This is a genomic window from Streptomyces sp. NPDC028308 (assembly GCF_055565855.1).
Map to the genome: position 1 here is coordinate 501,561 of NZ_JBVHTO010000002.1, position 20,816 is coordinate 522,376.

The window sequence follows — 20,816 nt, forward strand, 5'->3', positions numbered from 1 at the left end:
TTCAACTTCCTTAGCACGTACACACTTTGGGCACCAAATGGTCTGCTGAGGCGACTGTGCGCTGCCGAGGTGGCCGAGAACAGTCGCTCGGCGGCCGTTACCTGACGGCGCTGTGCCAGTTCTCCGACAGCTCCTTGCCCGCGTTCGGTGCGACGGTGCCCGGCGCTCCGAGGGCGGCGAGTGACGTGGTGGTGTTGTTCAGCGTCAGGCTGTTGTTGCCCGCGGCAGAGGGCAGGCCCGTCTTCAGGTTCACCGCGGCGTCGATCAGGCCGAGCAGGCCGAGGCCGCAGCCGCCGGCGCCGGGAACGGCGAACGTGCTGTCCTTCTGGGTGGCGCCCACGAGGTTGACGCGGCTCATCTCGCCCTCGTCGTTCAGGTTGCCGGCGCCGTCGAAGAACGTCAGTGAGAAGTCGGGGTAGTTGACGTTGCTCGGGCGGAGCAGGATCGGCTTGGACGTGCTGCCGATGTAGCACCTGCTGCCGAGAAGGGGATTCTCCAGGTGGATGCGGACCGGGATCGACACGATGGGCAGGTCCGTCAGGGCGCCGGCGCTCTGGTCGAAGGCGAAGGGCGTCCCCGCGGATTCCACGGTCGCCGTGATCTTGTTGAGGGTGGAGTTGGTGATCTGGTTGCAGATCGCCGTGACCGCGGGCACGTTGCTGGGGCACATCAGGCCGAGCAGGCCGCCGGGCACGGTGGCCGAGTCGGCGACGAGCGCGCCGCCGGGCGGCGCCACCACTGTGCTGCTGCCGTCGGAGTTCTGGACGACGCCCATCTGCAGATTGGTGCGCCCGGTGGTCACGGTGGTGTTGCCCAGCTTGATGGATCCGCTGGCGGACGAGGACACCACGCACTGCGGGGTCCGCTCCAGTCCGTCGGCGGCGAGGAGCGCGGGCGCGTCGACGGGGCATCGGGTGAACGGTGCCCACTCCCCGTTCAGCTGAACGGTGGCCGCGGTCGCCGTGCCGACCGAGACGAAGGCGCCGAGCGCGGTGGTCAGCGCCGTGGCGACGGTGGCGGATCGGGCGGAGAGGCGCAGGCGGGTCATGGGGTGCCTTTCGTGACGGGAGGGAGGGTGCGGGGGAGCCTCGAACGGCCGGGTACGGTTCAGCGTTCGGGGACGGGAACCTTCAGGGGCTGTCGGTCCTCGGTGCACTCGTCGGGGTTGGGCACCTCGGCGGCGGCGTAGCAGGTCTGGCCCTGTATCTGCTTGATGTAGTTGCCGGGTCCGGAGACGGCCGCCGTGAACAGCCGGTCGAGGTTCTCGCCGGCGTTGTCGCATCCGCGGAAGGCGGGGATGGTGACCTCGCCGGTCAGCGGTCCGCCGGAGAGCAGCTGGTAGCCGGTCGCCGGCTCGCCGGAGTTCTGCTCGCCACGCCCGTGCAGGACGAGATGGTCCCCGGGGAACGCGGCGCTGTCGGGCTCGGGTGACTTCAGCGGGCCGCTGGTGCGGCACGCCGGGCCGACGTCCAGCGGTGTGCCGTCGACCACGAGTTTGACCACACGCAGGACCAGCGGCACCCGGATGTAGGTGTCGGTGCTGGTGAACACGAAGTCGGTGGCGCCGAGCGAGTCGACCGTCAGCGGTCCGGCCTGCTCCAGCACCATGGTCGCCTCGGCCGGCATGAAGCGGAAGGTCAGGAACGTCGCCTTGAACGGCATGCTCTCCTTGCGGCCGTTGTTGTAGAGGTCGCCGGTGGAGTGCTGGCGGATGACGCCGCCGCTCCAGTCCGGGTAGGGCTCGAACTCGGGCGATCCCTGTTCGAGCAGGGTGCAGAACGGCGTGATGAGCGCCGCGGCGTTCTGCTTGCGCACGTTGGAGTACCCGGTGACGTAGGCGTTCAGCGACATCGGGCCGGCCGGGTAGCCCTCGTCGTACTTGCACGGGGGCGCGGCCGGACGGTCGTCGGCCCCTGCGGACGGCCGGTCCCCGACCTTCGGGGCGCGATGGTCCTTGCCGCCGCCCGGTGTCGCGGTTCCCCGGTCCGGCGCTTTGGAGGGAGCGACGGAGGACGAGGCGGTCGGGGAGCCGCCCGGTGCGCCCGTGCCGTTTCCGACCGAGACGGTGGCGAGCAGGGTGGCGGCGTCCTCGCCGGGCTCGCACTGCAGGGTGAGGGACGCCGGTTCGCTGTCCGGTGCGGTCCCCGTCGGCGCCAGGTCCAGGCCGAGGGCCCCCGCCGTGAAGGTCAGGTCGCCGTCGCTCTGCCCGGTGACCGTGGGGACGTCCCCCGTGGTCGTCAGCGTCAGCGGTCCGGCGGCCGGGACCGGTTGGGGTTCGGCGGAGCCGCGCCACAGCGCTCGGGCGGTGGAGTCGCCCTGCGCCACGTCGACCGTGAGACGGGTGGCGACCGAGACGGCGCCGGCCTCGCTCCCGAGGAGTTCCTTCACCGCCTCCTCGGGCAGTTCGACGGCGGTCTCGACGTCCGTCGCCCGGATGGCTCGCCCCACACCGGCCCGGGCCGGCAGCGACGCGGAGACTCGCACGGCCGCGTCGACCTTCCCGGACGGCAGGGTGCAGGTGTAGGGCAGTGAGACGTCGACCGTCTGGCCGGCGGCGACGACGGCTCCGGCGGGCACCATGGCGGCGAGGACGACGAACGTGGCGACCGTGGCACGGCGTCCACGGGTGCCCGCCCGGGTGGCACCCACCGTCGAGTGCAGTCTCATCACGCGGCTCCGCTCGGTTGGATCAGGGGTGTGCGGTCGTACGGGGTCGGGCACGCCGACGACTCGGATGCGCCCGACCGATGGTCACGGCCGGGCGCATCCGAGCAGGGAACGGCCTACGGGTTCGAACCCTTGATGGTCGGGATGGTGGTCGTGTTCGCCACCTTCACGGCGTAGTTGCCCTTGAAGGTGGGCTTGGTCGAGGTGGTGACGACCGATCCGCAACCGGTCGCCGAGGCGACGGTCAGGTCACCGGAGACGCTGGCGACCGCGAGGATGCCGGTCGAGTTGGTGTAGGTGGCGGACGCCTTGCCGACGACCTTGAACACGCAGGCGCCGACGGTGACGGTGGCGTTGACGTTGCCGATGTAGCCCTTGGTCACGCCGGTTGCGGCGGTGTAGTCCTGGGCGACGACGGTCCACGGGGTGGTGGCGACGGTCGTCACGTTGCCGAGGACGCTGGTGCAGGGCGAGGCGCTGGTGCCGAAGTTGATGGCGGAGATGCTCGCGACCGTCGCCGGGTTGCCGGTGGCGCTCGCCATCGTGCCGGAGGCGGAGGACGTCGTACACGTCATCGGGATGTTTGCCGTCAGCACGATGTTGCCGCTGTTGGTGGCCGTGAAGCTGGACGGCGTCGGGTTGACGGTCCAGACGGTGGACGGCACGGCCGACGACGGGCTGATGGCCATGCCGAAGGCGGCTGCGGCCGTACCCGCGACGACTGCGGTTCTCTTGAGAGACTTCTTCATAACTCTCAAACGCTCCTTGTGGATTGACCGGCAGAGGGTGCACGTCACCCGACAGTGAATTACGGGCGTCTGACTCCTGCGGCTCTGGATTCCTCGACCGCGCCTCGACGTTACTCGCCGGAAACATCGCAGAACAATGGCGCAGACCATGATTCTTTCGGCTCTTTCCGGGACTGTTTCCCAGGTGAGCGGTCCACTGCCGGCGTTAGTCATCCGATGCCAAATCCCTGCCGCTTCACACGAGTCCGCCGACGGCTCCGCAATCCGCCGTCACCGGCCGCCAGAGAGGCCCGACCCGGTGAATTGCGCACCGAGTGACAAAGTCTCGGCCGTCTTTTGTCTCCTGGCACACACATGGGGCGCGACCGCGATCGGCCGTTCCAAAAACTCGGCGACCGGTATTGCCCGCCCAGGTTACTCAGCCGTAATGTTCCGATGCGCAGCAACGGTCCAGGTCGGCGCACCCTGCCGGCCGGACCCGTGACGGGCGGTTCCGACCCCGCCTTCCATCAGGGCCGGATCCCCGTCAGCAGGGCCTCGTACAGCCGGCCCCCCGGAGGTGCGAGGCCCAGCTGTCTCCGCACAGACAAGTTCCGATCCGGTTTTTGTCTCCGCGGTGACAAATTCGAGGAGCACTCCCGAGAGCGGGCTCCCTACCCATTGTCAACGAACGACAGAACCACCTAGCGTGCGCCACACGGTGCACACGCGACCTGCGCCTGCTGGAGGTGAAATGGGCATCGAAGTCGTGGTCGAGGGACTGACCAAGTCCTTCGGTCGGCAGAACATCTGGCAGGACGTGACACTGACTTTGCCTGCGGGGGAAGTGAGTGTCATGCTCGGTCCGTCCGGCACCGGAAAGACCGTTTTCCTGAAGTCGCTCATAGGGCTGCTCAAACCGGATAGCGGCCGTGTCCTCATCGACGGAGTGGACATGGCGAACAGTCCCGAACACGAGATTTACGAAACCCGGAAAATGTTCGGGCTCATGTTCCAGGACGGCGCCCTGTTCGGCTCCATGTCATTGTTCGACAACATTGCCTTTCCGCTGCGCGAACACACGCGCAAGAAGGAGGCGGAGATCCGCCGCATCGTCATGGAGCGGATCGAGGTGGTGGGCCTGCTGGGTGCCGAGGGCAAGCTGCCCGGCGAGATCAGCGGCGGCATGCGCAAGCGCGCGGGACTCGCCCGTGCCCTGGTGCTCGACCCGCAGATCATCCTGTGCGACGAACCCGACTCCGGCCTCGACCCGGTCCGCACCGCCTATCTGTCGCAGCTGCTGATCGACCTGAACGCGCAGATCGACGCGACGATGCTGATCGTCACCCACAACCTCGACATCGCCGCGACCGTGCCCGACAACATGGGGATGCTCTTCCGGCGCGAGCTGGTCACGTTCGGCCCCCGCGAAGTGCTGCTCACCAGCGAGGAACCGGTGGTGGCGCAGTTCCTGCGCGGACGCCGCGAGGGCCCGATCGGCATGTCCGAGGAGAAGGACGCTGCCACGCTCGCCGCCGAGGCCGCAGCCACCCGCGGTCCGGAGCAACCCCGGGAGATCGTGCCCCAGTTGGAGCCCTCCCCCGGCCTCCCCCAGCGCCGTGCCGTCGCCCGGCGGCGGGAACGGGTGCTGGGCATGCTGGACCAGCTGCCGCCGGCCGCCCGGGCCGCCATCGAGCGCACCTACGCGACGAGCGGCGCCACCGCCCCCACCGTGCCGGTCCCCGTCTCCGGGAGCGGCGCGTGAACGCAGCACTGCGCCAGACCGGACTGATGTTCGCGCTGGCCGCCGAGGTGTGCCGGGCCGTGTTCCGACGCCCCTTCCAGTTCCGGGAGTTCGTCGAGCAGTTCTGGTTCGTCGCGAGCGTCACCATCCTGCCCTCCGCGCTGGTCGCCATCCCGTTCGGCGCGGTGATCGCCCTCCAGGTCGGTTCGCTGACCGAGCAGCTCGGCGCCCAGTCCTTCACCGGCGGCGCCAGTGTGCTGGCCGTCGTCCAGCAGGCGAGCCCGCTGATCGTCGCACTGCTCATCGCCGGCGCGGGCGGCTCCGCGATCTGCGCCGACCTGGGTTCACGCAAGATCCGCGAGGAGCTCGACGCCATGGAGGTCATGGGTGTCTCGCCCGTCCAGCGGCTGGTCGTGCCCCGCGTGCTCGCCACCATGGGCGTCGCCGTGCTGCTCAACGGGCTGGTCTCGGTGGTCGGCACCCTCGGCGGCTACTTCTTCAACATCGTCCTTCAGGACGGCACCCCGGGCGCCTACCTCTCGAGCTTCTCCGCGCTGGCCCAGCTGCCCGACCTGTACATCAGCGAATTCAAGGCCCTCGTCTTCGGCTTCATCGCCGGCATCGTCGCCGCGCAGCGGGGCCTGAACCCGCGCGGCGGCCCCAAGGGCGTCGGTGACGCCGTGAACCAGTCGGTGGTCATCACCTTCATGCTGCTGTTCTTCGTGAACATGGTGATGACGGGCCTGTACCTGCAGATCGTCCCCCCGAAGGGAGGCTGAGCGCCCGTGGCCTCCCCGCTCGTCTGGCTCGACCGCTCCGGCGACCAACTCATCTTCTACACCAAGACCCTGCTGTGGATTCCGCGCACTCTGCGCCGGTACTCCCGAGAGATCCAGCGGCTGCTCGCGGAGGTCGCCTTCGGCTCCGGCGGACTCGGTGTCATCGGCGGCACCGTCGGCGTGATGATCGCGATGACCGCGTTCACCGGCACCGTCGTCGGCCTCCAGGGGTACGCCGCCCTGGACCAGATCGGCACCGCCGCGTTCACCGGATTCGTCTCCGCTTACTTCAACACCCGGGAGATCGCCCCCCTCGTCGCGGGACTCGCCCTGTCCGCCACCGTCGGCGCCGGCTTCACGGCGCAGCTCGGCGCGATGCGCATCAACGAAGAGGTCGACGCGTTGGAGGGCATGGGCATCCGCTCCAAGCCCTACCTGGTCAGCACCCGTGTCGTCGCCGGCGTGATCGCCATCATCCCGCTCTACGCGGTCGGGCTGCTCACCTCCTACGTGGCCTCCCGGTACGTCACCGTGCTGTTCAACGGCCAGTCCCGGGGCACCTACGACCACTACTTCAACCTGTTCCTCTCCCCCACGGACGTGCTGCTGTCCGTGCTCAAGGTGCTGCTCTTCAGCGTGATGGTGATCCTGGCGCACTGCTACTACGGCTACCGGGCCGCCGGGGGCCCCGCCGGCGTCGGTGTCGCCGTCGGACGGTCGGTGCGCCACGCCATCGTGCTGATCAGCGTGACTGACTTCTTCCTGTCACTGGCGCTGTGGGGCGCCACCACGACCGTGAAGGTGGCGGGCTGAGATGAACGCGGTTCTGCTCCCCGAGGAGCGGCGCGAGACCCGGCAGCCGCCGAAGCGGCGCCGACGGAGCTCGTCCACCGTGGTGCGCCGGTCGGCCGGCCTCGCGTTCCCGCTGGTAACGGCCCTGCTGATCTACGGCACGATCGCCGTCTACGACAAGGAGTTCACCGACTACGACCCGATCACGGTGGAGACCGGCAGCGTCGGCAACGAGATGCACCGGGGCGCCGAGGTCAAACTGCGCGGCGTGGTCGTCGGCGAGGTCCGCGAGATCAGCTCCGCGGGCGACGGGGCCCGGCTCGGCATCGCTCTGCGGCCCGGCGTCCTCGCCGACATCCCGTCCGACGTGCGCGCGCAGATGCTGCCGACCACGTTGTTCGGCGAACGCTACGTCGCCCTCGTACCGCCGGCCGCGCCCTCGCCGACCCGTCTGGCCAGGGGTGCCGTCATCCGGCAGGACCGCTCCTCCAGCGCCGTCGAGCTCCAGCAGGTGCTCGACGACGTCCTGCCGATGCTCACGGCGGTACGACCGGCCGAACTGTCCCAGACCCTGTCGGCCGTCTCCCAGGCGTTGGAGGGGCGCGGCGAGCAGCTCGGCGACACCCTCTCCCACCTCGGCCGGCACCTGGCCCGCTTCAACCCCCAGCTCCCCGCCCTCAACAGGGATCTGCAGGAACTCGTGAAAGTGAGCCACGTGTACGCCGACGCGGCGCCCGACATCATCACGGCGCTCACCGACTTCACCACCACGAGCGGCACACTCGCCGAGAAGGAAGGCGACCTGTCCCGGACCTTCGGCGCGACGACGCGCACCGCCGAGGACGTGACCACCTTCCTGCGGCAGAACAAGGACAACATCATCCGGCTCTCCGCGACGTCCCGTCCCACGCTGCGCCTGCTGGCCCAGTACTCCTCGGAGTTCCCCTGCACGCTGCGCACGCTCGCCGAGTTCGTCCCGGAGATGGACAAGGCGCTGGGCAAGGGGACCGACCGGCCGGGGCTGCACGTGGACGTGACCACCGACACGAGCCGCGGCGCGTACACCGCGGGCCGCGACACGCCCGTCTACGACTCCGGCGGCGGTCCGAAGTGCTACCCGGTGCCGTATCTCGGCGCGGCCGCCCGTCCCGCGGCCACGGCGTCCGCCGACGTCGCACAGGATCTCGGCCCGGCCAACTCCCCCCAGGAGAACGCGCTGGTGAACGAACTCATCGCGCCGGCCACCGGGAAGAAGGCCGGCGACCTGCCCGACTGGAGCAGCCTGCTGGTCGGCCCCGTACTGCGCGGAACGGAGGTGACACTGAAATGACCCGCCCTTCGGACGCGCACATCAGGCGCCGCCCCCTGACCGGGCCGCTCCTGAAATCGCTGATCTTCATCGTGGTCACCGCGCTGGCCACGACCATCCTCGGATACAGCGTCGCCGGCACCGGCGCCGGCTCCTCCGGCCGCACGTACCGGGCACTGTTCAGTGACGTGACCGGGCTGGTCGACGGCGACAGCGTGCGCATCTCCGGCGTCAAGGTCGGCGAGGTCACGGACGTCCGTGTCGTCGACCGCCGCACCGCCCGGGTCACGTTCACCGTGAGCGAGGACCGGACGCTGCCCCGCTCGACGACCGCGGCCGTGAAGTACCTGAACATGGTCGGCCAGCGGTACGTGTCCCTCGACCGCGGCACCGGCCGTCTGTCCGGGACACTCGCGGCCGACTCCACCATCCCGCTGGACCGCACCACGCCCGCGCTCGACCTGACCCTGCTCTTCAACGGGTTCAAGCCGCTGTTCGAGGGGCTGTCGCCCAAGGACGTCAACGAACTGGCCGGTTCCATCGTCCAGGTGCTCCAGGGCGAGGGCGGCACCGTCGAGAGCCTGATGCGGCACATCGGCTCACTGAGCAGCACCGTCGCCGCCAAGGACAAGGTGATCGGCGCGGTCGTCACCAACCTCAACACCGTCCTGAAGACCCTCAACGACCGCGAGACCTCCTTCGACGACCTCGTCGTGACGCTGAAGGAGCTCGTCTCCGGCTTCAACGCCGACCGCAAGCCGCTGGGCCGGGCCGTGACCGCCGTGGGTTCGCTGACCACGGTCACCGCGGACCTGCTCCAGGACGGCCGCGCACCGCTCAAACAGGACATCAAGCAGCTCGGCCGGCTCTCGGACAACCTCGCCGACGGCACCCCCCAGATCGAGAACTTCCTCGACCGGACCCCGGCGAAGCTCACCACGCTGTCGCGGCTGTCGTCGTACGGGTCCTGGTTCAACCTCTACCTGTGCGAGGCGAAGGTGACCGGCGTGCGGACCTCCGACGGCTCCAGGCCGCCCACAGGGATCTCCGTCACGGAATCGAGGTGCGGCGCATGACCGCTCAGGTCCAGGGCCGCCGGCCCGCGCGACGCGCGCCCCGGATCAAGCCCGTGAGGGAACGCAACCCGGTGGCCGTGGCCTTCGCCGGTCTGGCCGCGCTGAGCGTCCTCGGCCTGCTCGCCTACAACGTGCGGGACCTGCCGTTCATCGGGTCCGGCACCACGTACAGCGCCGACTTCAGCGAGGCGGCCGGTCTCAGGGACGGTGACGAGGTGCGGATCGCCGGGGTGAAGGTCGGCGAGGTCACCGGCGTCTCCCTCGACGGCGCGAAGGTCAAGGTGACCTTCGACGTGAAGGACGCCTGGATCGGGGACCGCACGACCGCCGCCATCGCCATCAAGACGCTGCTGGGCGACAAGTACGTGGCGCTCGACCCGCTCGGCGGGTCCCGCCAGAGCCCCGACGTGCCGATCCCGCTGTCCCGCACCACCTCCCCGTACGACGTCACCCAGGCGTTCCAGGACCTCGGCGGAACCATCGACGACATCGACACGAAGCAGCTCGCCGCCGGCTTCGAGACGATCTCGGAGACGTTCGCCGACTCGCCCGCGCACGTCCGCAAGGCCGCGACCGGCCTCTCGGCGCTGTCCAGGACGGTGTCCGAGCGGGACCAGCAGCTGGCGGACCTGCTCAAGGGGAGCAGCAAGTTCACCAAGACGCTCAAGGACCAGAAGTCGAGCTTCGAGAGGCTCATCGACGACGGCGGCCCGCTGCTCGGTGAACTGACCGACCGGCGCGACGCCATCAAGGCGCTGCTGACCGGCAGCCGCAACCTCGGCAAGGAGCTGCGCGGTCTCGTCGACGACAACGACAAGCAGCTCGGCCCCACCCTCAAGGCGCTCGGCCGGGTGACCGGCGTGCTGGAGGCCAACAGCGACCAGCTCGACCGGACCCTGGCTCTCGTCGGCCCCTACTACCGGCTCGTCGGCAACACCCTGGGCAGCGGCCGCTGGTTCGACAGCTACCTGTGCGGGGTCGTCCCGCCGGAGTACCTGCCCGAGCCCTCCCGGCCGAGGTCCGGCTGCGTGCCGCCGCGGATGACGGGCGCCGGGCAGTCGCCCGCGTCCACGAAGGGGGGCCGGTCATGACCAGGCGCAGAACTCTCCTCGCGGCGGGGGCCGCCATGGTGGTGCTGGCCGGCGGCCTGACCGTCACCACGCTGGCCGACGACTCCGGCGGCATCCGGCTCACCGCCTACTTCGACCGGGCCGTCGGCGTGTACCCCGGTTCGGACCTGCGCATCCTCGGGGTCCGCGTCGGTGAGGTGGAGTCCGTGCGTCCGCAGGGCACCAAGGTCCGGGTACGGCTCGAACTCGACGAGGGCGTACAGGTGCCCGTCGGCGCGCACGCCGTCGTCGTCGCGCCCAGCGTCGTCGCCGACCGGTACGTCCAGCTGACCCCGGCCTACCGCTCCGGACCCCGCCTCGATGACGACGCCGTGCTCGACGCGGCCGGCAACCGCACTCCGATGGAGATCGACCAGCTCTACGACCAGATCACCGAGCTGAGCAGGACGCTCGGCCCGGAGGGTGTGAACTCCGAGGGGGCCCTGAACAAGCTGCTCGCCACCGGCGCCGCCAACCTCGACGGCAACGGCGCCGCGATCGGTGACACCGTCGAGCAGTTCGGCAAGGCGGCCAAGACCCTGGACGGCAGCAGCGACGACCTGTTCACCACCCTCAGCCGGCTCCAGTCGTTCACGACCATGCTGAAGAAGAAGGACACCGGCGTCCGTACCGCTCAGGAACGCCTCGACGAGATCGTCGGCTTCTTCGCCGACAACAAGGACGACCTGACCGACGCGCTGAAGGAACTCGGCATCGCCCTCGGTCAGGTCAAGACCTTCATCAAGGACAACCGGGGCGAGCTGAAGAAGAACGTGGACAAGCTCGTGCCCGTCACCCAGGCGCTCGTGAGGCAGCGGGCGTCCCTGGCGGAGGCCATGGACGTGGCGCCGCTCGCCGCGGGCAACCTGGTGGCCGCCTACGACCCGGACACGCGCCGGCTCAACGGGCGCGCCGACCTCAACGAGATCAGCGTGCTGCCGCTGCCGGTCGCGGGTGGCGGCGCCGCGTCCTCGTCGGGGGGAGCGGGCCGATGATGCGCAGAAAGACACGTGAGGACTCGGCGGAGGTCAGCCGCGGCGCGACCAGCGCGGGCGTGGTCACCGGCTCCAGCCTGCGCGGCCTCATCGCCGTCGGAATCGGCCTCGTGCTGACCGTCGGGGCCGCGGTGGTGGTGCTGCCCGGCTTCGACGGCATCGAGAACGTGCCACTGCCCGGAGGCGCCGACCTGGGCTCCCACCCGTACCGCGTCACCGCGGACCTGGACGACGTACTGAGCCTGGTCCCCCAGGCCGCGGTGAAGGTCGACGACGTCGCCGTCGGCCGCGTCACCCGGATCGAACTGAACGACGACTGGTCGGCGCGCGTCACCCTGGAGATCAACGGGTCGGTACGACTGCCCGAGAACGCGGGCGCCCGGCTGGAGCAGTCCAGCCTGCTCGGCGAGAAGTACATCCAGCTCGTGGCGCCGACGAAGTCGGACGCCACGGGACGGCTCGCCGACGGAAGTGTCATCCCCGCCTCGCGCACCAACCGCAACACCGAGGTCGAGGAGGTGTTCGGCGCCCTGTCGCTGCTGCTCAACGGCGGCGGCGTCAACCAGCTGAAGACGATCACCACCGAGCTGAACTCCGCGCTCGGGGGCCGCGAACCGCAGATCCGGTCGACCCTGAGACGGGTCGACGAGCTGGTCACCGAACTGGACCGGCACCGGGGCGACATCACCGGCGCACTCGACGGCGTCAACCGGCTGGCATCGACCCTCGCCACACGCAAGAAGGACGTCAGCACCGTCCTGACCGACCTCTCCCCCGGGCTCAAGACGCTGGAGCACCAGCGCGGCTCCCTGCTGACCATGCTGCGCTCACTCGACACGCTGTCCGACACCGCCGTCTCCACCGTCAACGCGAGCAAGGACGACATGATCGCCGATCTCAAGGCCATCGCCCCCAGCCTGAAGGCACTGGCCGACGCGGGGACCGACCTGCCCGACTCGCTGGAGGTCCTGCTGACGTACCCGTTCACCGACGAGGTGCTCAGCGGGGTGAAGGGCGATTACCTGAACGTCTATCTGACGATGACCGCGCCCAGGGACACGGTCGTCATCCCGCCGCTGATCCCCGCACCGTCGTCGCCCTCGCCCACCCCGTCCCCCACGGCCGACCCGCCCGACGCGCCGTCGGAGCCGTCCGCCCGCAGGGCGTCACCGCTGCCGCTGCCGTCGGTCAGCACCGTGCCGGCGGGCCCAGGCCGGGCCACGGCCACCGCGGGAGGTGAGGACCGGTGATCACTCGGGCCGTCTGGCTGAAGAACATCGCCTTCCTCGCCCTGTCCGTCACCGTGCTCGGATTCCTCGGTGTCCGGTACGCCGACCTCGGCCGGTACGTCGGAGTCGCCGACTACTACACGGTCGACGTCGAACTCCCCTCCACCGGCGGCCTGTTCACGCACTCCGACGTCACGTACCGCGGCGTGTCGGTGGGCAGGGTCGGGCCGTTGGAGCTGACCGACGACGGAGTGGTGGCACAGCTGCGCATCAAGAAGTCGGCGCCCCGTATCCCCGCGGACACCCAGGCCGTGGTGGCGAGCCTGTCGGCGGTCGGCGAACAGTACATCGATCTGCGGCCGGCCGCAGACACCGGTCCGTATCTCGTGGACGGCTCCCACGTGGACCGCGCGGACACCCGGGTTCCGGCACCCGTGACGGACGTCCTCACCAGCGTCGACGACCTCGTAAGGTCGGTACCGCTGGACGATCTGCGCACGGTGGTCGACGAGTTCGGCAAGGCATTCGAGGGCCGGGGCGACGACCTGGAGGTGCTGCTGGACAGCAGCACCTCGTTCGTCGACGCGGCCGACGACGCGCTGCCGGCCACGACGCGGCTCATCACCGACGCGGAGACGGTCCTGCGGACCCAGGCCGAAGAGGGCGAGGCGATCAGGGACTTCGGATCCGGGGCGGTCGAACTGGCCCGCGCCCTCAAGGGCTCGGACACCGACCTGCGTCGGCTGCTGGCCACCGCTCCGGACGCGACGGCCCAGGTCAGCGGACTGCTGCGGGACGTCGATCCGAGCCTCGGCGTGGTCCTGGCCAATCTCCTGACCACCTCGCAGGTCGCGGTCACCCGGCAGCGCGGCGTCGAGGAACTCCTGGTGAAGTACCCGGCCGCGGTCGCCGCCGGCGCCACCGCTGTCGACGGGGGGAAGCTCAACCTCGGTCTGGCGCTGACGTTCTTCAAGCCGCTGCCCTGCACCGAGGGCTACGGCGCCACCCGCTACCGCAACGGGCTCGACCTCGGGACGGCGCCCGCGCTCAACACCGGCGCCTCCTGCACCGCTTCCCCGTCGAGCGCGGTCAACGTGCGCGGCTCGGCGAACGCTCCGAGCAGGGGCGGCGTACCGGCACCGGCCCGGCCCGGTTCTCTGCCGTCGGGTTCCGCGGCGCCCTCGGTAACGGCGCCGGGCACATCGCAGCACGCCTCCGCCGCACTGCCCGGCGCCCTGGCCCTGCCCGACACGGGTGACACCTCACCGAGCGGCATGGCCGGTCTCCTGGGCCTCGGCACCGGGGGTGACCGATGAGGCGGGCCCGCGCGCTGGCCGGCGCGGGGCTGGCCGTGGCCCTCGCTTTCTGCGCCACGGGGGCCTGGACGTACGCCCAGGCCCGGAGCGACGACACCCTCGCCTACGGGCGGGCACGGGACACCGCGCTGGACGACGGACGGCACGCTCTCGCCGTACTGAACACCCTCGACGCCTCGACGCAGAAACGCGCCGAGGTCGGCGTACGCGCATGGCGGACCGTCGCCACGGGACCCCTGCGCGACGAACTGGGCACCACCCGCGCGCGGCAGGGGCCCTCGGCGCGCGGCACCGTCACGGAAGCCGCCGTCACCGCGCTCGACACCCGGGCGGGCACGGCGAAGCTGATCGCGACGGTGCGGGTCGACGTCACGCCCGTCGGGTCGAGGACCGCCACCCCACAACGCAAGCGGCTGGAGGCCGTCCTGGCGCGTGACGGCGACGGGCGGTGGCGGGTGCGGGCCCTCGGCGCCATCCCACAGGCGGGTGACGGCGCGAGCGAGTCACCCGCCCCGAGGAAGAGCAAGGGGGGTACGCGGTGAACCGGCTGTGGGGCGGAGCCCGCACCGCGTCGCGGGAGAACGCCGAGGACGCGGCGGCCCCCCTCACGAACGAACCCTCGGACACCACGCCCGCGGCGGACACCCCGAAGCCCACGTCCGAGACGGACACCCCGGGGGCCACGCCGGCGGCGGACACGGCCGGGTCCACGTCCGACGCGGCGGAACACCAGGAGAGCGACGACGGGAATGACACGCCCGGGGAACCCGACGACGCCCGGCGTACCGGTCTCGCGGCCGGCCGTCGCGGGATCGCCCTCATCGCGCTGGCCGTCGTCCTGCTCGTGACCGGCGGCGGGTTCCTGTACGAGGCCCACCGGCTCCGGTCCACGCCGTCCGCCGAGAACCATGCCCTCACGGACGCCGAGGCCACCAACCGCGTCGCCGGCGATGTCGACGACGCCCTGGCACGGATCTTCTCGTACACCCCGAAGGGCACCGACGCAACCGAGGAATCGGCACGTTCGGTGCTCACGGGACGGGCCGCCAGGCAGTACGGGGAGCTGTTCGACCGGGTCCGGTCGGACCTGGCCGAGCAGAAGGTCAGCCTGACCACGGCCGCGGTCCGCACCGGCGTGGTCGACCTGCGCGACGGAACGGCGAAGCTGCTCGTCTTCCTCGACCAGACCTCACGACGCGGCGACGCGAAGGAGAGTCACGCGGCCGCCCAACTGACCGTCACGGCCCGCTTCGTGAACGACCGCTGGCGCATCGCCGACATCCAGACCCGCTGACCCCAGCGCGAGACGGGAGCACCTGATGAGAAACCCGGTACGGGCCCTGACGGGACGGCGGGCCGTACCCGCCGCGGCCCTCGCCCTCGCCCTGGCGGCCGGAGGCACCGCCGTGTGGGCCGGCACCGACTGGTACCGGGCCGCGCACGACGACTCCGCCGCCTACGCGGTCCAGCGCGACCGGGCACTGGCGGCGGGCGAACAGGCCGTGCAGAACCTCAACACCCTCGACCACCGCAAGGTGGACGACGGCCTGGACCTGTGGGAATCCTCGACCACCGGTGACCTGCACGAGCAACTCGTCGACGGGCGTGCCGCGTTCGCCAAGCAGGTGAAGGCGGCCGGGACGATCACCACCGCACGCGTGCTGTCCGGCGCCGTGACCGAACTCGACGAACGTGCGGGCCGCGCCCGTGTCCTGGTCGCCCTGCGCGTCACCGTCAGGGCCTCGTCCGGCAGCACCGACAAGGACAGCCGGATGCTCGGTGAACTCACCCGCACGGGCGGCCGGTGGAAACTCAGCGACCTCGGCCAGGCACCCGTGGGTTCGGCGGCGAGCGACTGAGCCCCGCACGCCCCGTCACCCGGCCGCACCGAGAGGACCCGCGCACCATGTCCAGCACCCGGCACCACATCAACCACCAGCGCCGCCGCCAGGCCCGCGCCGACCGGCCCCGTACCGCCGCGGAATCCCGCCCCACGGCGGGCACCGTCACGCAGGACCCGCCGAGGCCGGCGAACGAGGGGGCGCGCCGGTTCATCCGGGTCCCCCTCATCTCACCCCCCACGGTCGGCACCGCACCACGCCGGGACACCGGGCCGGATGCCGATGACGCCCCGGACAAGCCCGCGGGCGCCATGAGCCGTCCGCGCCGCACCCCCTACGTCGTGGGCGCCTTGTGCGTACTGACGCTGCTGCTCGGCGGTTTCGCGGGGTGGGCCCACTCCCGGGCCGAGACGCTGCGGGAACAGCCCGAACGCCGGAACACGGCACTCACCGACAGCGCCGCCACCAGTGAGATCAAGGGCCAGACCTCGCGCGCGGTGGCCGCGCTCTTCTCGTACGACCACGCCGACCCGGCCGCCTTCGACGAGGCCGCCCGCAAGCTGCTCACCGGAAGGGCCGTCGCGCAGCACCGTGACCTCTTCGCGAAGGTGCGCGACCGCGCGGCCGAGCAGAAGGCCGTCATCACGACGACGGTCACCGACAGCGGTGTGGAGCGGATCGACGGTGACCGTGCCCGGGTCCTCGTCTACGCCGACCAGAGCAGCGTCAGCACCGCCGCCAAGAGCGCCAAGACCGACGACCAGGGCACGTACGCGGGCGCCGTGCTCGCCGTGGACGTGGTGCGCCGTGACGGACGGTGGCTGGTCTCCGGCATCGACACGTTCGGCCGCTGACGCCGCCGGCCGGTCGGTACTCCCCCATCGACAGGAGTTTGAGATGTCCGCACTGCGTCTGCCACGTCCGTCCGTCCGTACCCGCAAGGGTGTGCGGACGACCGCGATCGCCGTCGCGGCACTGGCGGTCCTCACCGCTTCCCGCGCTCCCGAGACCGTGAGCGGCGGCACGGAGCACCGCGCCGCGCCCGCCGCCGATCAGGACGGCCCCGCCTGGACGGGGTCCGCGACTCCCGGGGCCGAGACGCCGGGCGACGGTTCCTACCACACGGAACTCCCCCCGCTGGTCAGCCCGGACCTGCCCGCGTCGGTCCGGCTCCCGGCCGCGTACGCCGCCCAGTCGGGCATCCCGGCGACGGTGTTACGTGCCTACCGGGCGGCTGAGACCGCGGTGGCCCGTACGGACCCGCGCTGCCGGCTGCCCTGGGAACTGCTCGCCGCGATCGGCAAGGTGGAGTCGGGACACGCCGGGGGCGGTGCCGTCACGGCCGACGGCACCACGCGCGGGCGGATCACCGGACCGGCGCTCGACGGCCACGGGTTCGCGCTGATCCGTGACAGCGACGGCGGATCCCTGGACGGGGACACGGTGTACGACCGGGCGGTGGGTCCGATGCAGTTCCTGCCATCGACCTGGCACCACTGGGGTGCCGACGGCAACCGGGACGGCGTCCGCGACCCGAGCAACGTCTTCGACGCGGCACTGGCCGCCGGGCACTACCTGTGCGCCGGAAGCCGCGACCTCTCGCGCGCCGGGGACCTCGACGCCGCCGTACTCGGCTACAACCACTCCGACGCGTATCTGCGGACCGTGCGGCAGTGGTTCGCCTTCTACCGCACGGGCGCGCACACGGTGCCCGACGGCAAGGGGGTCGTGCCGCACAGCCCGGGCGCGGGCGGCAGGACACCCGCCACCAAGCCGGTCGACGACGGTCCGGACGGCGGTGGCGTCGTCGTCGGTCCCGACCCGTCGGAGTCCGGCGGTCCGAGCGCCACGCCCAAGCCGACACCGTCGCCGAGCGCGACGCACGGCCCGACGGCCACGCCGACGCCGCCCGCCGGGTCCCCCTCACCCACGCCCGGTCCGACGGACACGGGCACGCCCACGGATCCGGGGGAGACGACCCCGCCGACAAACTGCCCGACGGCCACGACGGCCCCGAGCCCCGGCCCCTCGGCTCCCGAACCCGCCCCGACCTGCCCCGGCACCACCCCGTCCCCCACGCAGTCTCCGTCGCCGAGCGCGACAGCCGCGGCGGAGACGGGAGCCGCGCGCTGACGCCGCCGCCCGGATTCCGGCGGACCGCACGGGCCGGCTCCGTGCCGCCGGCCGCGGGCCGGCCCTTCAAGTCGGTTGAGTCGTGAGGCTGAGTGGGACAGAGTCCGGGGCATGGAGTTCTTCTGCTTCCACCGCGACCGTCCCGACTCCGCAGCCCTGCGCGACAAGCTGCTGGAAGCGCACTGGTCCTACATGGACCAGTACGCGGCGGAGATGATCGCCCGTGGCCCCACCCTCACCGACGACGGTGCCGCCGCGACCGGCAGCGTGCACATCGTGGACCTGCCGGATGCCGCCGCCGCCCGCGCGTTCGCCTTCGAGGAGCCCAACTACCAGGCGGGCGTGTACCGGGACGTGCTGCTGTTCCGGTGGCGCAACACGCTGGGGCGCACGATGTGGGACTTCCCCGGCGGTCGGACCGGCGGCAAGCGGTACTTGGTGCTCGGCCTCGGTTCGGGGCACGACGCCGCCGACCTCGCCCTTCCCACCGGTCCGGCCGAGCCGATCGCGTACGGGCCGCTGCTGTCCGACACGGGCACCACCTGGCTGGGCACGGCCGCACTCGTCCGGGCACCCGATCCAGCCTCGGCACGCTCCGTCCTGACCGCCGACCGGTACGCCGAAGTAGAGGTGCACGACTGGCAGTTCGGTGGACGACCCACATGAAGCGGCGACCGTCACGAGCCAGTGGCCTCGCGAACCAGTGACCGTCCCGAGCAAGTGACGGTCACGAGCCGGTGACCGGCACCTGCCTACGCCCGAACTACCGGGGTCTCAAAGGCCCGCCGGGCGTGGTGCGGACGCGAGGCGCCGGTAGAGCGCGTCGGAGGCGAGCAGTTGGGCGTGGGTCCCGGCGGCACGGACCCGGCCGGAGTCCAGGACGAGGATGTGGTCCGCCGTGGTGACCGTCGACAACCGGTGGGCGATCACCAGGACCGTGGTCGTACGGCTGACCTCCGCGAGGGTCTCGTGCAGCGCGGCCTCGTTGGCCGCGTCGAGCTGCGACGTCGCCTCGTCCAGGAGCAGCAGCCCCGGACGGCGCAGCAGCGCGCGGGCGACGGCCACGCGCTGACGTTCACCGCCCGACAGGGTGCCGCCGCGGTGACCGATGGGCGTGTCGAGGCCGTACGGCAGCCGTGCCACCAGCGTCTCCAGACGCGTCCGGCGCAGGACCTCCGCGATGTCGGGGTCACCCGCGTCGGGCGCGCTGAGCAACAGGTTCTCCCGCAGGGTGCCGGACAGGATCGGGGCGTCCTGCTCGACGTAGCCGATGAGCGCCCGCAACTCCGCCAGCGGCCGTTCCCCGATGTCCTCACCGTCGATGAGGATGCGCCCGCCGTCCGGCCGGTGGAACCGCTCGATGAGTGAGAAGACGGTGGTCTTGCCCGCTCCCGAGGGCCCCACCAGGGCGGTGGTCGCGCGGGCCGGCACGGTGAAGCTCAACTCGCGGTGCACAGGGTGGATTTCGGGCCCGTAGGTGAAGGTGACCTTGTCGAAAGCGACCTGGACCGGCTCATGGCCCGCCTGCCCGGTCCTCGGAGAGGTTGGCGGTCCAACCGGTTCGGTCTCCATGTCGTAGACCTCGCCGATGCGGACCGCGGCGGCACTCCCGGCCTGGAACAGGCCGAGTGCTTCCACCAGTTGGCCGATCCGGGGTGCGAGGGCGAAGACGTACAGCAGGAAGGCGACCAGGGTCGACACGGTGATGGCTCCCGTCGCCACCCGCGCTCCTCCGACGCCGAGCACGACGAGGAAGGACAATTGCACCGCGACCGTCGAGGCGGTGGCCGACAGTGCCTGCCACCAGGCTGCCCTGGTGCCCGCCGCCCGGGCGCCCTCGGCCGCCTCGTGCAGCCGAGCGGTCTCACGTACCTCCGCACCCGAGGCCTTGACGGTCCGCAGGGCGCCCAGGGTGCGTTCCAGTTGGGCCGCCATGTGCCCCACCGCTTCCTGCGCCTGCCGTGAGGCACGTGCGATACGCGGCGCCACGGCCGCGACCGCGACGCCGATCACGGCGATGGTGGCCAGGGTGATCCCGAGGAGCAACGGGTCGAGAAGCGCCATCAGTACGAGCGTGGCCACCATCACCAGGAATCCGCTGCCCGCGGAGGCGAGCGAGCGGGTGGCGACCTGCCGAAGGAGCGTGGTGTCCGAGGTCACCCGCGAGATGAGCTGACCGGGATCGGTGCGGTTGAACTCGGTCACGCACAGGCGCAGCAGGCGCTCGGACAGCCGTCGGCGGGCCGTGCAGGCCACGGACTCCGCCGTGCGCTCCAGTACGTAGTGGCCCAGGGCCGCGACGACCGCGCCCGCCACGACCAGGGCGCTGAGCAGCGTCAGGGTTCCGAGTGCCGGGTACCCCCGGTCGAGTGCCTCCACCATCTGCTTGGCGACCATCGGCTGGGCCAGCGCCAGCACACTGCCGACGAGGGACAGCAGGCTCCCGGCCACGATCCCGGTGCGGTGGGGCCGCAGATGGGCGGTGAGCTTCCACGGACGCGCGGGAGCCTCCGCCACCCCTCCGTGCGCGGCCTCGGCACCTCCAGGAGCACCCTCGGTCCGTTCAGGACCGTCCTTGGGCTGTGCGGGCCTGTCCGGACGCGGCGAGGTGACGGGCTGGTGTGGCTCCGAGGACCGGTGCCGGGACTGGGGTTGCGGCTGGCGCGGGGGCTGGGGCTGGGGCTGGGAAGAGGCGGCCACGCCCGCTCAGTCCACCGTGAGGAAGCGCTGGAAGTACTCGGCCGGCGCGCCCTCGCCGACCAGTTCGCCCTCCGCCTCCACCCACGCGTGCGCGGCGAACGGCGGATGGGTGCGCACGCCGACACACCACGTGGGCCACTGACCACGTGAACGGCACAGCAGCACGGTGGCCAACGACCGGGCGAGACACCCTTGTTGGCCTCCCGCGGCCAGGCTCACGGCGAGCACGGTCGCACGCGCCCGGGCGGCTTCCTCAAGCGTCGCCGGGCGCGCTCCTCGACGTAGCCGCACAAGTACCGCGCGGATGCGCACCGGTGGCTGCCTGGCCAGCAGGTGTGCGAGAGCGACGGCCAGCCGGGTCATGAACCGCGGACCGGGTGGAACGGAACGAGGGTCGT

At 71.2% G+C, this 20,816-nt stretch carries 20 protein-coding genes; 15 read left to right on the forward strand and 5 right to left on the reverse strand.

Features of this window, described 5'->3' with window-relative positions; all coding sequences use genetic code 11:
• Nucleotides 1–97: 97 nt before the first annotated feature.
• From ACZ4VA_RS06580 to ACZ4VA_RS06590, 3 genes are all read right to left on the reverse strand, one after another.
• On the reverse strand, nucleotides 98–1,048 hold the full coding sequence (locus ACZ4VA_RS06580; RefSeq protein WP_355791770.1) for a hypothetical protein: 951 nt from the start codon (nucleotides 1,046–1,048) through the stop codon (nucleotides 98–100).
• Between the two features lie 59 nt (nucleotides 1,049–1,107).
• Nucleotides 1,108–2,667, reverse strand: coding sequence for a DUF6801 domain-containing protein (locus ACZ4VA_RS06585; protein ID WP_468080123.1), 1,560 nt, complete (start codon nucleotides 2,665–2,667; stop codon nucleotides 1,108–1,110).
• A 116-nt stretch (nucleotides 2,668–2,783) separates the two neighbouring features.
• On the reverse strand, nucleotides 2,784–3,416 hold the full coding sequence (locus tag ACZ4VA_RS06590; RefSeq protein WP_355795618.1) for a hypothetical protein: 633 nt from the start codon (nucleotides 3,414–3,416) through the stop codon (nucleotides 2,784–2,786).
• A gap of 733 nt (nucleotides 3,417–4,149) precedes the next feature.
• Between ACZ4VA_RS06590 and ACZ4VA_RS06595 the strand changes: the two genes are divergently transcribed.
• The 15 genes from ACZ4VA_RS06595 to ACZ4VA_RS06665 all read left to right on the forward strand — a co-directional run bounded on the left by ACZ4VA_RS06595 (nucleotide 4,150) and on the right by ACZ4VA_RS06665 (nucleotide 18,384).
• Complete coding sequence (locus tag ACZ4VA_RS06595; protein WP_355791963.1) at nucleotides 4,150–5,160, forward strand: ABC transporter ATP-binding protein; 1,011 nt, start codon at nucleotides 4,150–4,152, stop codon at nucleotides 5,158–5,160.
• A 26-nt stretch (nucleotides 5,161–5,186) separates the two neighbouring features.
• A complete protein-coding gene (locus ACZ4VA_RS06600; RefSeq protein WP_355791966.1) occupies nucleotides 5,187–5,918 on the forward strand; it encodes an MlaE family ABC transporter permease in 732 nt (243 codons plus the stop codon).
• Between the two features lie 6 nt (nucleotides 5,919–5,924).
• Nucleotides 5,925–6,731, forward strand: coding sequence for an MlaE family ABC transporter permease (locus ACZ4VA_RS06605; RefSeq protein WP_355791961.1), 807 nt, complete (start codon nucleotides 5,925–5,927; stop codon nucleotides 6,729–6,731).
• A 1-nt stretch (nucleotide 6,732) separates the two neighbouring features.
• Complete coding sequence (locus tag ACZ4VA_RS06610; RefSeq protein WP_452922588.1) at nucleotides 6,733–8,040, forward strand: MCE family protein; 1,308 nt, start codon at nucleotides 6,733–6,735, stop codon at nucleotides 8,038–8,040.
• Nucleotides 8,037–9,095, forward strand: coding sequence for an MlaD family protein (locus tag ACZ4VA_RS06615; protein ID WP_356172292.1), 1,059 nt, complete (start codon nucleotides 8,037–8,039; stop codon nucleotides 9,093–9,095). The genes ACZ4VA_RS06610 and ACZ4VA_RS06615 overlap by 4 nt, the downstream gene beginning before the upstream one ends.
• Nucleotides 9,092–10,186, forward strand: a complete 1,095-nt coding sequence (locus tag ACZ4VA_RS06620) for an MCE family protein (protein WP_355789765.1) — start codon at nucleotides 9,092–9,094, stop codon at nucleotides 10,184–10,186. The genes ACZ4VA_RS06615 and ACZ4VA_RS06620 overlap by 4 nt, the downstream gene beginning before the upstream one ends.
• On the forward strand, nucleotides 10,183–11,199 hold the full coding sequence (locus ACZ4VA_RS06625) for an MCE family protein (RefSeq protein WP_356172295.1): 1,017 nt from the start codon (nucleotides 10,183–10,185) through the stop codon (nucleotides 11,197–11,199). Before ACZ4VA_RS06620 ends, ACZ4VA_RS06625 begins: the two co-directional genes overlap by 4 nt.
• Nucleotides 11,199–12,449 (forward strand): MCE family protein, encoded by a 1,251-nt coding sequence (locus ACZ4VA_RS06630; RefSeq protein ID WP_468080336.1) that lies wholly within the window; start codon nucleotides 11,199–11,201, stop codon nucleotides 12,447–12,449. Before ACZ4VA_RS06625 ends, ACZ4VA_RS06630 begins: the two co-directional genes overlap by 1 nt.
• On the forward strand, nucleotides 12,446–13,744 hold the full coding sequence (locus tag ACZ4VA_RS06635; protein WP_468080128.1) for an MCE family protein: 1,299 nt from the start codon (nucleotides 12,446–12,448) through the stop codon (nucleotides 13,742–13,744). Before ACZ4VA_RS06630 ends, ACZ4VA_RS06635 begins: the two co-directional genes overlap by 4 nt.
• On the forward strand, nucleotides 13,741–14,286 hold the full coding sequence (locus ACZ4VA_RS06640) for a hypothetical protein (RefSeq protein ID WP_356172300.1): 546 nt from the start codon (nucleotides 13,741–13,743) through the stop codon (nucleotides 14,284–14,286). The genes ACZ4VA_RS06635 and ACZ4VA_RS06640 overlap by 4 nt, the downstream gene beginning before the upstream one ends.
• Entirely contained in the window at nucleotides 14,283–15,038 is a 756-nt protein-coding gene (locus tag ACZ4VA_RS06645) for a hypothetical protein (protein ID WP_468080130.1), read from the forward strand. The genes ACZ4VA_RS06640 and ACZ4VA_RS06645 overlap by 4 nt, the downstream gene beginning before the upstream one ends.
• Before the next feature lie 25 nt (nucleotides 15,039–15,063).
• Entirely contained in the window at nucleotides 15,064–15,603 is a 540-nt protein-coding gene (locus ACZ4VA_RS06650) for a hypothetical protein (protein WP_356172306.1), read from the forward strand.
• 47 nt (nucleotides 15,604–15,650) lie between these two features.
• Nucleotides 15,651–16,439: a hypothetical protein gene (locus tag ACZ4VA_RS06655; RefSeq protein WP_452922581.1), complete on the forward strand. Its 789-nt coding sequence runs from the start codon at nucleotides 15,651–15,653 to the stop codon at nucleotides 16,437–16,439.
• 43 nt (nucleotides 16,440–16,482) lie between these two features.
• Nucleotides 16,483–17,718, forward strand: coding sequence for a lytic murein transglycosylase (locus ACZ4VA_RS06660; RefSeq protein WP_388905172.1), 1,236 nt, complete (start codon nucleotides 16,483–16,485; stop codon nucleotides 17,716–17,718).
• Between the two features lie 111 nt (nucleotides 17,719–17,829).
• A complete protein-coding gene (locus ACZ4VA_RS06665) occupies nucleotides 17,830–18,384 on the forward strand; it encodes a YciI family protein (protein ID WP_388905170.1) in 555 nt (184 codons plus the stop codon).
• Between the two features lie 108 nt (nucleotides 18,385–18,492).
• On the opposite strand, the gene ACZ4VA_RS06670 is transcribed toward ACZ4VA_RS06665, so the two are convergent.
• Nucleotides 18,493–20,235: an ABC transporter ATP-binding protein gene (locus ACZ4VA_RS06670; RefSeq protein ID WP_468080134.1), complete on the reverse strand. Its 1,743-nt coding sequence runs from the start codon at nucleotides 20,233–20,235 to the stop codon at nucleotides 18,493–18,495.
• A gap of 189 nt (nucleotides 20,236–20,424) precedes the next feature.
• Entirely contained in the window at nucleotides 20,425–20,781 is a 357-nt protein-coding gene (locus ACZ4VA_RS06675) for a lasso peptide biosynthesis B2 protein (protein ID WP_355794247.1), read from the reverse strand.
• Nucleotides 20,782–20,816 lie beyond the last annotated feature (35 nt).